11 protein-coding genes are annotated in these 13,029 nt (G+C 43.4%); all 11 read left to right on the top strand.

Features of this window, described 5'->3' with window-relative positions; genetic code table 11:
* Position 1: 1 nt before the first annotated feature.
* Positions 2-970, top strand: a complete 969-nt coding sequence (locus tag NQ536_RS09415; RefSeq protein ID WP_004849280.1) for a tRNA dihydrouridine synthase — start codon at positions 2-4, stop codon at positions 968-970.
* An 11-nt stretch (positions 971-981) separates the two neighbouring features.
* On the top strand, positions 982-1,344 hold the full coding sequence (locus tag NQ536_RS09410; RefSeq protein ID WP_044997758.1) for a YccF domain-containing protein: 363 nt from the start codon (positions 982-984) through the stop codon (positions 1,342-1,344).
* 558 nt (positions 1,345-1,902) lie between these two features.
* Positions 1,903-3,654, top strand: coding sequence for an aspartate--tRNA ligase (gene aspS, locus NQ536_RS09405; RefSeq protein ID WP_004849277.1), 1,752 nt, complete (start codon positions 1,903-1,905; stop codon positions 3,652-3,654).
* Between the two features lie 248 nt (positions 3,655-3,902).
* A complete protein-coding gene (locus NQ536_RS09400; RefSeq protein WP_022058197.1) occupies positions 3,903-4,118 on the top strand; it encodes a hypothetical protein in 216 nt (71 codons plus the stop codon).
* Between the two features lie 130 nt (positions 4,119-4,248).
* Positions 4,249-5,136, top strand: a complete 888-nt coding sequence (locus NQ536_RS09395; protein ID WP_004849275.1) for a hypothetical protein — start codon at positions 4,249-4,251, stop codon at positions 5,134-5,136.
* Positions 5,137-5,239: 103 nt separating this feature from the next.
* The gene (locus NQ536_RS09390; protein ID WP_022058195.1) at positions 5,240-5,944 is read left to right on the top strand and encodes a response regulator transcription factor; all 705 of its coding nucleotides are present in this window, start codon (positions 5,240-5,242) and stop codon (positions 5,942-5,944) included.
* A 3-nt stretch (positions 5,945-5,947) separates the two neighbouring features.
* Positions 5,948-6,982 carry a sensor histidine kinase gene (locus NQ536_RS09385; protein WP_004849271.1) on the top strand — a complete coding sequence of 345 codons (1,035 nt, stop codon included), beginning with the start codon at positions 5,948-5,950 and terminating at the stop codon, positions 6,980-6,982.
* A gap of 194 nt (positions 6,983-7,176) precedes the next feature.
* Positions 7,177-9,555, top strand: coding sequence for an ABC transporter permease (locus NQ536_RS09380; RefSeq protein ID WP_022058193.1), 2,379 nt, complete (start codon positions 7,177-7,179; stop codon positions 9,553-9,555).
* Between the two features lie 111 nt (positions 9,556-9,666).
* Positions 9,667-10,332, top strand: a complete 666-nt coding sequence (locus NQ536_RS09375; protein ID WP_004849266.1) for an ABC transporter ATP-binding protein — start codon at positions 9,667-9,669, stop codon at positions 10,330-10,332.
* Between the two features lie 136 nt (positions 10,333-10,468).
* Positions 10,469-11,401 (top strand): COG1361 S-layer family protein, encoded by a 933-nt coding sequence (locus NQ536_RS09370; protein WP_022058192.1) that lies wholly within the window; start codon positions 10,469-10,471, stop codon positions 11,399-11,401.
* Positions 11,402-11,514: 113 nt separating this feature from the next.
* Positions 11,515-12,822: an ABC transporter permease gene (locus NQ536_RS09365; RefSeq protein ID WP_259805294.1), complete on the top strand. Its 1,308-nt coding sequence runs from the start codon at positions 11,515-11,517 to the stop codon at positions 12,820-12,822.
* Positions 12,823-13,029: the final 207 nt, after the last annotated feature.

Raw genomic sequence — 13,029 nt, 5'->3', positions numbered from 1 at the left:
TATGAACAACAGGGATGGTTTGATATATCTTGCCCCGATGGAGGGGATAACAGGATACATATACAGGAATGCACACCACAAATATTTTGGAGGCGTTGACAAATACTTTATGCCGTTCATTGCCCCGGCGAAAGGACGACCACTCAGAAACAGAGAGTTAAGGGATGTGCTGCCGGAAAACAATCAGGGGATAAATGTGGTGCCGCAGCTTCTGACCAACAGCGGTGAGGGATTTGTGAAGGCGGCAAAGTTTTTAAAGAAACTTGGATACGGTGAGGTGAATATCAACCTTGGATGTCCATCAAAGACTGTAGTAACAAAGTATAAAGGTGCAGGTCTGCTGTATGATACAGAGAGACTTGACAATTTCTTGTATGAAGTGTTTGCCGCTGGTGTGATGGATGTGTCTATAAAGACCAGAATAGGAAGAGACAGTTCTGTGGAGTTTGAGGATATAATAGATATATATAAGAAGTATCCGGTGAGTGAACTTATAATACATCCGCGTGTACAGACGGACTTCTATAAGAATACGCCAAACATGGAAGTGTTTGCCGAAGGTGTGGCTGCGTATGGAAGAACAGATACAGTGTGCTACAATGGAGATATAAACAGTGTGGCGGATTACGAGAGGTTCATCGGTAATTACCCTGATATAATGAAGGTTATGATAGGCAGGGGAATGATCGCTGACCCTTGTCTTGCAGAGCGGATAAAGAGCACTGCCACTGGCAGAACATATGACTGGAACAGATTCTTCACGTTCCACGATGAACTATACAGGAATTATTGTGAGTCGGATGTGGGCAGGGGCAACACGATGTTCAAGATGAAGGAGCTGTGGGCTTACTGGTCGAGGCTGTTCGTTGATATGGAAGGAGCTGAGAAGGCTCTTAAGAAGATTCGGAAGACGAGAGATAATGGTGAGTATGAGGCGGCAGTCAGGGTGCTGGCTGCACTGTGCAGATAGGAGATGATATCATGGGATGTCTTGGAAATTGTATATGGTTTTTATGTGGCGGAATATTGAGCGGAATTTCATGGGTGGCAAGCGGGGTGCTATGCTGTATAACGATAATAGGAATTCCACTTGGAATGCAGTGCTTTAAATTTGCGGGACTTGCATTCTTCCCATTTGGAAAGGAGATCGTGTATGGAGGTGGTGTTGGCTCACTGATAGCGAATATCATATGGCTGCTCTGCTGTGGCATACCTATGGCGATAGAGAACGCCTGTTTGGGGCTGCTGCTTTGCATAACGATAATCGGTATTCCGTTTGGTCTTCAGTTCTTTAAGATTGCGAAGCTGGCGCTCATGCCGTTTGGTGCAGAGATTGTAGGATGATGATGGGAATATACATAAATATAGTTGACAGAACCTGAATCACTAGAATATAATAATGTGGCGTTAGATATTTGCTGACGCCATATAGAAGGCAATGACGAAGAGAAGTAGCATAGATTATCGCCCACAGAGAGCCGGTGGTGGTGGGAGTCCGGCGGAGTGAATATATGTGAATAACACTTTACCAGCCGCAAGCTGAAAGACATAGCCCATAGTGGGATGCGTGTTATATGTCGAGTAGGGGAGCCGTAGCTGCACGATACGCAGAGAGGTCATGAACAAGGTGACTGAGAGGGACTGGGGTGCGATGATGTATTTATAAGATCGCAGAACAGTAAATCAGGTGGTACCGCGGACATTAGAGCAGACAAGTAACCGACATGGAATTTGAGAGAGCTTATGTTCGTCCTGAATATTTGCATATGTATATGTGCATCTGATTCAGGATGAACATAAGCTTTTTCTATTTGCAAGAAAAATAATAGCCGGTGCGTAATCCTGAAAAAGTCAATGTGGATATAAAGCCACAGGCAAATAGTAAAGAAAAGGAGAGAACAGATGACAATCGAGAACATTTATCGTAACAGAACAATGAACGAGATCACTGAGGGCGATGTGGGACAGACACTTAAGGTTGCCGGATGGGTAGAGAATATCCGTGACCATGGTGGAGTATCATTTATCGATCTGCGTGATATGTATGGAGTGCTCCAGGTAGTAATGAGAGACACTTCACTTCTTGACGGAATAACAAAGGAGGACTGTGTATCAATTGAGGGTATCGTTGAGCACAGAGATGAGGAGACATACAACCCAAAGATCCCTACAGGTACTATCGAGCTTGAGGCGAAGACTGTAGAGATACTCGGTAAGGTATATAAGCAGATTCCATTTGAGATTCAGACATCCAAGGAGACACGTGAGGATGTGAGACTCAAGTACAGATATCTTGACCTTAGAAACAAAAAGGTTAAGGACAACATGATATTCAGAAGTCAGGTCATCAGCTACCTTCGTCAGAAGATGACTGAGATGGGATTCCTTGAGATCCAGACACCTATCCTCTGCGCTTCATCACCTGAGGGCGCAAGAGATTACATCGTGCCATCAAGAAAGTTCAAGGGCAAGTTCTATGCACTTCCACAGGCACCTCAGCAGTACAAGCAGCTTCTTATGGTATCAGGATTTGACAAGTACTTCCAGATAGCTCCTTGTTTCAGAGATGAGGATGCAAGAGCAGACCGTTCACCTGGTGAGTTCTACCAGCTTGACTTTGAGATGAGCTTTGCAACACAGGAGGACGTATTCAAGGTTGGAGAGGAAGTCCTCTCAGCAACATTTGAGAAGTTTGCACCTGAGGGCGCAGTGGTTACACAGGCTCCATATCCTATCATCAGCTACAAGCAGGCTATGCTTGAGTTCGGTACAGATAAGCCTGACCTCAGAAACCCACTCAGAATAATAGATCTCACAGATTTCTTCCAGAGATGTACATTCAAGCCATTCCATGGCAAGACAGTGCGTGCCATCAATGTACACAAGAAACTTTCAAAGGGACAGCATGAGAAGATGCTCAAGTTTGCACAGAGCATCGGCATGGGCGGTCTTGGATATCTGGAGATTCTTGATGATATGTCATACAAGGGACCTATCGACAAGTTCATTCCTGATGATATGAAGGGTGAGATCGCAGAGCTTGCAGGCCTTACGGCTGGAGATACTATCTTCTTCATCGCAGATACGCCTGAGATTGCAGCGTCATTTGCAGGACAGATCAGAGTTGAGCTTGGCAACAGACTTGACCTCAACGAGAAGAACGCATTCCGTTTCTGCTATATAAATGACTTCCCAATGTACGAGTACGACAAGGAGAGCAAGAAGATCATCTTCACACACAATCCGTTCTCAATGCCACAGGGCGGACTTGAGGCGTTAAATGAGAAGGATCCACTTGATATCCTGGCTTACCAGTACGACATCGTCTGCAACGGTATCGAGCTTTCATCAGGCGCTGTAAGAAACCATGACATGAAGATCATGGTCAAGGCATTTGAGATCGCAGGATACACAGAGGATGATTTGAAGGAGAAGTTCGGAGCACTCTACAATGCATTCCAGTTCGGAGCACCACCTCATGCAGGTATGGCTCCTGGTGTGGACAGAATGATCATGCTCCTTAGAAATGAGGAGAACATCAGAGAGGTCATCCCATTCCCAATGAATGGAAATGCACAGGATCTTATGTGTGGAGCACCTGGCGAGGTTACAGAGCAGCAGCTCCGTGAGGTTCACATTAAGGTTAGACAGTAATTTAGATAGACGGACGGCACTTGTGATTTTTAGACTCGAATATGAAGACATATATACAAACACATTCAGCTACCCTCACTTCAGCTGGCTTACATCTGCGTGATGTTTCAGCCGCGATAAGGGCGCTGCGGCTTTCACATCAGCAGGTAAGCGCTGAAGATCGGTCGCTTTCACTATCGTTTGTATATATGTTTCATATTCTTCGTCAGAAAACTACAAGTGCCTGTTTTTATTGCGAGGAGGTTTTTATGGCGGGATATCTTATCAAGGATACGACTAGACAGGAGCGGGAGCAGATAGTTGCCGATTCTCTGGGAAATATAGATGCTTATTGTGACGGATGCATGTGTGGTATCACAGAGATGTACCAGGATTATATTGATGGGAAGAAGGAGCTCCGTGAGATCAATATGGAGTTCAATGCGAGATATGTCCGGGATGAGGATATGGATGGACGGAAGTAGAGAATGCGTGCTAGAACTTATTAAGATTATGTGAGTGGAAATAAAGTCTGGGACATGTTAACATGAACATACAGCAGATCAGCAATAATGTTGATAAACCATAATCTGAAAAATATAAAGGGAGAATTGTATGAGGATAAGAAGAGGGATAGTGATATGTGCTGCGATTATATCCATCATGGCATGTACGGCTTGTGGCAATTCAGGCGAGGGTGTTTCAGGTGCTAATGGAAATGTGACATCCACGGGGGAGAATTCCACAGGGATGGATAGGGGAGTCATTGAGCAGCCGCAGGTAATGTATAATGGAAAAATGTATTATTATTTTGCAACGGGGAGAGATGAGGCTTTACCGGAAGGTTATGAGGGTGCAGGTGTGATCGATACAGTTGACAGAAGTGATCCGCCGACAAAGAATTATTCGGCAGCGGGGATCGATCTCAAGATTGGACAGGAAATATACATCAGTAAAGAAGAAAAGAATGTCATATATCTAAAATATGACAGTGGATATGCGCGGTTTGAGAGAAGACCGGAGGAAGTGGCAGCGGAAGAAGAGGCAGATAAGCAGGCAGCAGAAGAAGAAAAGAAAACAGGGGAGGAGAATAAAGATATGGCAGATAATTATGGGGAATATGACGAAGATGGATTTGGAGAAGATGAAGAATTCGACTTTGACAGTATATTAGGAATAGATCAGCTTGATCTGAACTATGAGGCACATGTCGCTGGATTTGACGGAGAGAGCTTTTTATATAGTGTGTATTTTGACGGCGGTGTGACAGATGAGAAAGCAGAAGAGATCCAGCAGGTGATGTCGGATTATTCTTCACAAAATGGTGATGAAGAAAACTATATGGGGTATATTGATGTATATAAGGGTGAAGACCAGATAATGATATATCTTGACCTTGGCGGTGTATCAGAAGAAAATTGCAACATGGCGGTAACAGGTATACTGAAAGCCCTCAATAGTGTAGCAGGAATAAAGAGCGTTATCATAAATGAAGAGATGTAGAATACCATTCTGTGGAGATCGGGAGTGATGACGGCAATCCAGGAACAGAAAATGCATACAAGAATGGTGGATTTAAGATGTGATAAGCGGAGGCGCAAATAAAATGGCAGAAAAGACTATTTTATTAGTTGAGGATGATAAGGCTCTTGCAATGGGGACAGTGTTCGTACTTGAGGCAGAGGGATATAAAGTAAAGCATGCGATGAATATAAAGTCGGCCAGATCACTTATGGGAGAGACTGTAGACCTTATATTGTTGGATGTCATGCTGCCGGATGGCAGTGGATATGATTTTTGCAGATATCTGAGAGATACTGGAGTAAGAATCCCGATAATATTCCTCACAGCTATGTCTGAGGAGATCAATATAGTGCAGGGACTTGAACTTGGGGCAGATGATTATGTTGCCAAACCATATAGACTTAAGGAACTGCTTTCAAGGATCTCCGCAAATCTCAGACGATATGATATGTCCGGGAAAGGCGTATGTGATGTGTATACTTTTGGAAATCACAGGTTTGTTATATCGGAATTCAGGCTGTATGAGGGTGATAAGCTCATAGATTGTACGCAGAATGAGCTGAGACTTTTAAAGGAACTTGTGGCAAATGAGGGAATCGTACTTTCACGGGCGACTCTGCTTGACAGACTATACGATGTGGATGGCGTACTGATCGATGACAATACGCTTTCGGTGTATATGAAAAGGCTCAGAACAAAATTGAGAGATGATGCTTCTTGTATAGAGACTGTGCGAGGCGTAGGATACAGGTTCTGCAGAAATTCAGGGGACAACAACAGGGATTAACAGATGAAGAGTTCGTATGAGAGAAAGAAATATATATACAGCTTTGTATGGATAGGTTTTGTATCAATTGTGATACTTGCTGTGTGGCTGTATATTGCATTTGGCGGGAATGTACTATATACGGTCATATCTACAGTGATGATAGCGGCGGCGCTGGTGATATCAGGCATAGTAGGTTACAGGCGCATGGATGAAGTGTACAGTGAGGTTGAGAATATATCTGAAAAGATGGTGAAGGTGATGGATTCTCCTGACGTTGTTACTGAGGAGGAATTCAGGCAGGGAACCATTGGTATATTATATACGAATTTTTATAAGATGGTGTCTTTTCTGCGGGAGAGCAGGGAAAAGGAGCTCTCAGAGAAAATATTTCTCAGAGATATAATATCAGATATATCGCACCAGCTTAAGACCCCGCTTGCCTCACTCAATATATTCGTGGATATGTTGCTGGATGATAAGGTCACAGATCCCGATAGGAAAAGACAGGTGCTTACAGAGGCTCGGAATCAGCTTTCAAGGATGGAGTGGATGGTGCTGTCCCTGCTTAAGCTTGCACGTATTGAGGCAGGAGCGATAGAATTTCAGAAACAGAGCTGGAATATGGAGGTCATCTGTGCCCAGGCTGCGGATGGAGTGCGTTATCTGACTGATAAGAGAGAACAGAAGGTTGTCATAAAGTGTGATAGTAACATAAAGCTGGAATGTGACGGAGACTGGCTGACAGAGGCAATCATCAATCTGCTCAAGAATGCTTCAGACTATTCTGAAAATGGAACGGAGATCGATCTCAGCGTGGAACAGAATGATCTGTTTGCGAGAATATATGTCATGGATCATGGAATGGGAATTCCGGAGAGCGAACTTCCAAATATATTTAAAAGGTTTTACAGAGTGAACCAGGAGGTCAATCCTAACAGTGTGGGAATAGGACTTTCTCTCACAAAGTCTATCGTGGAAGGTATGGGAGGCAGGATAACAGTCAAGAGCGTGTTGAACGAGTATACATGTTTTGAGATAACATTTGTACATATATAATATAATGACCTGTGGGGACGGAGGGGGCAGGTACCTCCGTCCCCGGAAAAGGTGTTATCTTACTAAACTGTAAGAAAAGAAAATCATATAGTCACTGAAAAGTAAGAAAGAGATGGTAATGTATCATTATTGAATGAAGAGATGATGCATGCCATCTTTTTTGTGTGGCAGGACTTATACAGGGAGGAACTGAAGTGGGGGATTATAAAGATCTGGCAAAAAAATATCTGAAGGCAAACAGGGGAAGAAGTCTTATTACTATCATAGGTGTGGTGATCACAGTGATAGTGTTGTATGGCGGACTTAATATTGCGTATTCTTATCTCCTTCATGCCCGGGATGAAGAGCGCAAAGACAGGGATTACGAGTTTGTGTTAATGGCGGAGAGCAGATCCCAGGCAGAGCAGATAGCAGCTGACGATATGATTGAGAAGGCATATATAGGCAGATATGAATATACTGATTGGAGTGGGGATTCTCCAGACAAGGTGTTGTATAAGAATGCGATATACGCCACAGGAAATAATCCATACCGCATGGAACACAATATGAATGTTATTGCAGAAAAATATGATATAAATGCGGAGCTGAACGATGGTCTGGCGCTGCTATATTTTCAGGACGGAACGACAGACGGCTCCATGCTCATGGTCATTGTATGGACAATACTTCTCATAGCGTATATATTTGCCATATTTGCAGTTGGGATCATCAGAAACACTGTACAGATGTTTATGATGGAGCAGATAAAGGATTATGGAATACTCAGATGTATCGGAGCAACAAAGGGACAGCTCAAGAGAATAGTATATCTAATGGGAGCATTGCTTGAGTGTATTGGAATACTTATAGGGATTATACTGGGGGGACTGATCACCATTGTAATTGGAGTGTTTACAGGAGTCAGTGCCGGATATCATCTGGTGCCGGTTATCCCTGTGCTCATCTGTTATCTTGGAGATCTGTATTTTGTTATGAGAGATAACTGTAAGGTCATTGTGAGCATGACACCTATAAGTGCTGTCAGAGGACAGTTCAGGATAAAAGCCGGCCGGATAAAGGATCGGGGCAGAGGGCTTATGGGCAGGATCTTTGGAATGGAAGGCGAATACGCAAGAAAAAGCGTACTCAGAAACCAAGGGAGATTCGTAAAGACGGTTGCTTCTCTTTCGGTAAGTATAGCAGCGCTTATAGCAGTGATGAGTGTGGCGGGAACACTGGATAATGCTGTTGATTATTTAGACAGCAAATACGGACCATACCAGCTGTCCGTATATGACCTGCCTTCGCAGTTTCAGGACATTGATACCGTGGAGGCAGGACTTCCGGATGCAGAACACATGAGGAGGATTGCAGACAGCAGAAATGTCATATCTGCAAGAAAGGTGTATGAGACAAATGCATATGTGCCTGATGCGGAGGAGCTGTATTCAAGATTCACGGAAGATTATCTGAACAAAACTATGTACGGCGAAGTACTCAGCTCTACGAAAAAAAGATATGAAAAGGATCTATCGTCAGTGACCGCGCAGACTTCACTGTCGGCGATCAGATTCAGGGGATTCAATAAAGATGACCTCACAGATTTGAACCAATATCTGACGGATGGCACAGTGGATTTGAGCGACCGTGGAATACTGGTGGTGGCAGGTGGAAGTGCAGAGCATGATAACGAACTGTGGAATGGAGATATCACATATGAAACTCTGAATCATCTGCTGATGAATGATTATAAGGTTGGAGATACCATATCGATAGTAGATACGGCACTTCTGTTTTCGGAGACTCAGAAGGCTGTGGAAGATGCCGATAATGCAGTAAATGGCTGCGATAAGGCTGATCGGGGAACTGAAAAAAGAATGCATATAGCAAATGACGTGTATAACAGGCTTGTGGCGGAAGGCCGCTGTCACACATACACGGTGGAGGGAATCCTTGATATGGGTGATAAGGTTATCGGGGATGAAGGATTACAGGTATACACAACTCTGGACAATTATTTTGCTGAGACCGGGTATACAGAAAATCAAATATCCGGAATGGAATATCAGATCGATTCGAATAAGATAACCAATGGAGAGATCGTCGATATACAGTCAGACATTTATACAGAAGACGGTATTTATGAGATGAATATGTATTTTGACAGTATGATTATGATCAAGGGCTTTAAGAGTATTAACAGAGTGATCCTGATGATAGCTGCTCTTGTGTTTGCACTTGGCGCAGTAAACATCATAAATGCAACAGCGGGCAATCTTCATATGAGACGGAAGGAATTTGCGCAGCTGAGGGTCATAGGAATGTCGAGAAAAATACTCTTAAAGACGGTTATGCTTGAGGGAATCATGGCGGTAGCACTTGCAGATGTGATAGGAATAGTGACAGGCACGGCGATATATTTTGGTGAATACAGTTTCTTAAAACTTGTAATTCCGATGAGATTTACACCATCTGTGTTGGCGATAGCAGCAGGGATACTTCTGTCGGTCATACTGGTGTTTGGAAGTATATATTTGCCACTTAGAAAACTTCCGAAGAGTATGGCGGAAGATCTGACACTTGAGGAGTAGGAGATGCGCTTAGATTAACTTTAAATCAAAGATAACATGAAACAGAAAGTGTACAAACACAAGAGTTGGTAATACACAAGATAGATATGGAAGATAGGAGGAATGTATCACATGGAGATAGTAAAGATGGAGCATGTCACAAAAATATACGGTGAGGGTGACACGAGAGTATGGGGACTCGATGATGTGAGCCTTTCCATAGAAAAGGGAGAGACAGTTGCTATAGTTGGTGCGTCAGGCTCCGGCAAATCTACCATGCTGCATGTTATGGGAGGAGTGGATACTCCTAACAGTGGAAATGTCATCATAGACGGCAAGGATATAACGAGACTTAACGATGAGGAAATGTCGGTGTTCAGGCGGAGAAAGATAGGATTTGTATTTCAGGCTTATCATCTGATCCCGGTTCTGACGGTGGAGGAGAATATAAGAATGCCGATACTCCTTGATCACAGAAAACCGGACAGAGATTATATAGACCACATTATAGAGATGCTGGGACTTAAGGACAGAAAAAAGTATCTGCCAAATCAGCTCTCCGGTGGGCAGCAGCAGAGGGCGGCAATAGCAAGGGCACTTGCCAACAGACCGGCATTGGTGCTGGCAGATGAGCCTACCGGAGCGCTGGATTCAAAGAATGGAAATGAGGTTCTGACATTGCTCCAGGATTCTGTGAAGAAACTGAATCAGACTCTGGTGCTCATAACGCACAACATTGACCTTGCGAGGGAGGCAGACAGGATAATAAAGATAGCTGATGGAAAGATAGTGGAATAAGACGTACTGAAAAACTGGCACAGAACAAAAAGAGACATGGCACTAGACGTCGTTGATCAATTATGCTGTGTCGAAATGTAATCATACAATGAGGGCTATTTTGTATGTTGGGTGTTCAATAGAAGGGATGATAAATATGATGAAAAGTAAATTGACTATAGTAAAAAAATATGCAGTGCTGATGATGACTGTGATAGTGTGCCTGTGTATGCAGCCATTTGCCATGACAGTGCAGGCATCTCAGCCAAAGGTCATGGTCGTGGATTGTAAGATAGTACAGAAGGAGATCATTGCAGGGCAGACGTTTGATCTTGCAGTGACGATAAAGAATACCGGCAGCAGATATGTAGATAATCTAAAAATATCTGTCACATCAGATACAGGAGATATCGTGCCCGCTGAAGGTGCAGGCAATGGATTTTTGGAGGAGCTTCCAAACGGAGAGGAGAGCACATTTACATTCAGGCTCCGGGCTGCTGACGGACTTGCGGAAAAGAGTTATAAGCTCAGTGTAGTAAATGAATATGACGATATATGGGGAAATCCGTATTCTGCTACAGATGTGATATATCTTCCGGTGAAACTTGAGCAGAGGGCATCCATCACTGATCTGTATGTGGATGACGATGCTGTGCTTGGAGATTCTGTAGAGGTCATAGGCAGTGTCAACAATATGGGGGCAGGCATGCTCTACAATGTCAGAGTGAGAGTGGAGAGTAATTATCTGGAGGAGAATGATACATTTATAGGAAATATAGACACTGGAAAAAGTGGAAGCATTGATATCCTGACGAATGCATCTGCAACTACAAGTGAGACGGGTGAATTGTCAAATGTTGTGGTTACATATGAGGACAAAGAGGGAAATGAGACAGAGCTGACAGGAAAGTTTAAAGTGACTGTGAATTCTCCTGTGTATGATAATGTGGAAAAGATAAAAGATACAACAACGAAAATAAATAAGAATATCATAATCGCAGTGTGTATAGCTGTAATTTTGATAGTGGCACTGATAGCGGGAACGATTAGAAGAAATAAGAGAAAGAAGAGAATCCTTGAAGAGTTCTAGGGTGTGGCTGGTGTTTAATATGGATGTATCAAGTTTTCTATGAAAACTTGATATTTCAATATACAGGGGGAAGATGATATATGGGATGGATATGGCATTTGTGCCTTATGAATATGAAAAGGAGAAAGATTCGAACCTTTCTGACCGTTCTGGGAGTAATGATAGGTGTTATCTCAGTAGTTGCGCTGATGTCTGTAGGACTCGGTGTGAAAAAAGAGATGATAGATTCTGTCGTAGATAGCGGAAGTGTTAATCAGATAAAGGTATACAGTGAGACCGGAGGCAAGCACAAGGACAGGATGATAACAGACAAAACGATAGAGACATTCTCAAAATTTTCGAATGTGAGTGGATGTTATTCGGTATACGAAGTTCCTGTCACTATGAAGTATGGGGAATATGAGTATTATGGAAATCTTGTGGGTGTTCCTGGCGATGAACTTTCAACATGGAAACTTATAAATGGCGAAAATGTGATAAAAGACTCAGATGGCAAGGGCTTTGCGGCAGGGAGCAGTGTAGGAAAATTGTTCTTTAATCCGAACACCTATACGAGCTTTGAAAAAAAAGAGAAAAAGGGCATTGGTTCACTTACAGGCAGGCGATTTGATACGGTATTTGGCTGGGGGGATGAGAATGCAAAGACAGTCAAGCTGAAACTTACGGGTGTGCTGGCAGATGGGAGTGCAGACATAGCTTCCGATGACGATTCAGATAATACAGAGGGAGAGGTGTATACTTCAACCTACAGTGAAAAGTCACAGACGATTTATTGTGATATGGATTATTTGAAGAGTCTGTTAAAGAGAGTGAGCGTGGATGGAAAGCTTGAAGGGCAGCCGGTGGATGGAAATGGCAATAGCTACCGGGAGTTCATATACACTGCGGCGATCGTGACAGTGGACGACACCAACAATGTGGATGCTATTGTTAAGAAGTTTCAGGACATGGGATACCAGACAGAGAATGCAAAGGAATACCTTGACACCATACAAAAGTATCTGAAGATGATACAGCTGCTCCTTGGAGGCATAGGAACGATAGCGCTCGTGGTAGCCGTGATCGGAATAAGCAATACCATGACCACTTCGGTATTTGACCGTGTAAATGAGATAGGAATACTCAAAGTTCTCGGCTGCGATATTGATGAGCTGAGACTTCTGTTCCTTGCCGAGGCAGCGATTATTGGTGCGGCAGGCGGTGTACTTGGGGTTGGCTGTTCTTACGGAGTAAAGGTGATCATAGACAAATGTGCTGTAAGTATGTTCCATCTGGCGAAGGGGACAAATATATCATATATACCTTGGTGGCTGGCGCTTGCCGGGATGATGGGCTCTGTGGTTCTCGGTGTGGCAGCGGGCTACTTCCCGGCGCGCTGGGCCACGAAACTCAGACCGATAGACGCAGTGACCAGAAGATAGAAGCCAGAAGATAGAAGCTAGAAGAGAATATGGCGTTAAAATAGGGCGTTTTTTAAACTGAGGGAGCTGAATGATCGGATAGTCTTATGTGCTCTGACTTCCATTTGAATTAAATATGGTTTTCTATGATCGGTCTGTTTGTAGATAAAGAGTTTTTCCCTAATCGGTCTGTTTATGGATAAAAAGGATAAAATTATCCTGAATCAT

This window comes from Coprococcus eutactus (genome assembly GCF_025149915.1).
GTDB lineage: Bacteria > Bacillota > Clostridia > Lachnospirales > Lachnospiraceae > Coprococcus > Coprococcus eutactus.
This window is presented reverse-complemented; position numbering and strand designations above follow the sequence as displayed.

Bases quoted from the DNA above. Each gene is read 5' to 3' on its own strand.
- aspS (WP_004849277.1), top strand. From the start codon at position 1,903: ATGACAATCGAGAACATTTATCGTAACAGAACAATGAACGAGATCACT.
- NQ536_RS09415 (WP_004849280.1), top strand. From the start codon at position 2: ATGAACAACAGGGATGGTTTGATATATCTTGCCCCGATGGAGGGGATA.
- NQ536_RS09370 (WP_022058192.1), top strand. From the start codon at position 10,469: ATGATGAAAAGTAAATTGACTATAGTAAAAAAATATGCAGTGCTGATG.
- NQ536_RS09375 (WP_004849266.1), top strand. From the start codon at position 9,667: ATGGAGATAGTAAAGATGGAGCATGTCACAAAAATATACGGTGAGGGT.
- NQ536_RS09365 (WP_259805294.1), top strand. From the start codon at position 11,515: ATGAAAAGGAGAAAGATTCGAACCTTTCTGACCGTTCTGGGAGTAATG.
- NQ536_RS09400 (WP_022058197.1), top strand. From the start codon at position 3,903: ATGGCGGGATATCTTATCAAGGATACGACTAGACAGGAGCGGGAGCAG.
- NQ536_RS09390 (WP_022058195.1), top strand. From the start codon at position 5,240: ATGGCAGAAAAGACTATTTTATTAGTTGAGGATGATAAGGCTCTTGCA.
- NQ536_RS09385 (WP_004849271.1), top strand. From the start codon at position 5,948: ATGAAGAGTTCGTATGAGAGAAAGAAATATATATACAGCTTTGTATGG.
- NQ536_RS09395 (WP_004849275.1), top strand. From the start codon at position 4,249: ATGAGGATAAGAAGAGGGATAGTGATATGTGCTGCGATTATATCCATC.
- NQ536_RS09410 (WP_044997758.1), top strand. From the start codon at position 982: ATGGGATGTCTTGGAAATTGTATATGGTTTTTATGTGGCGGAATATTG.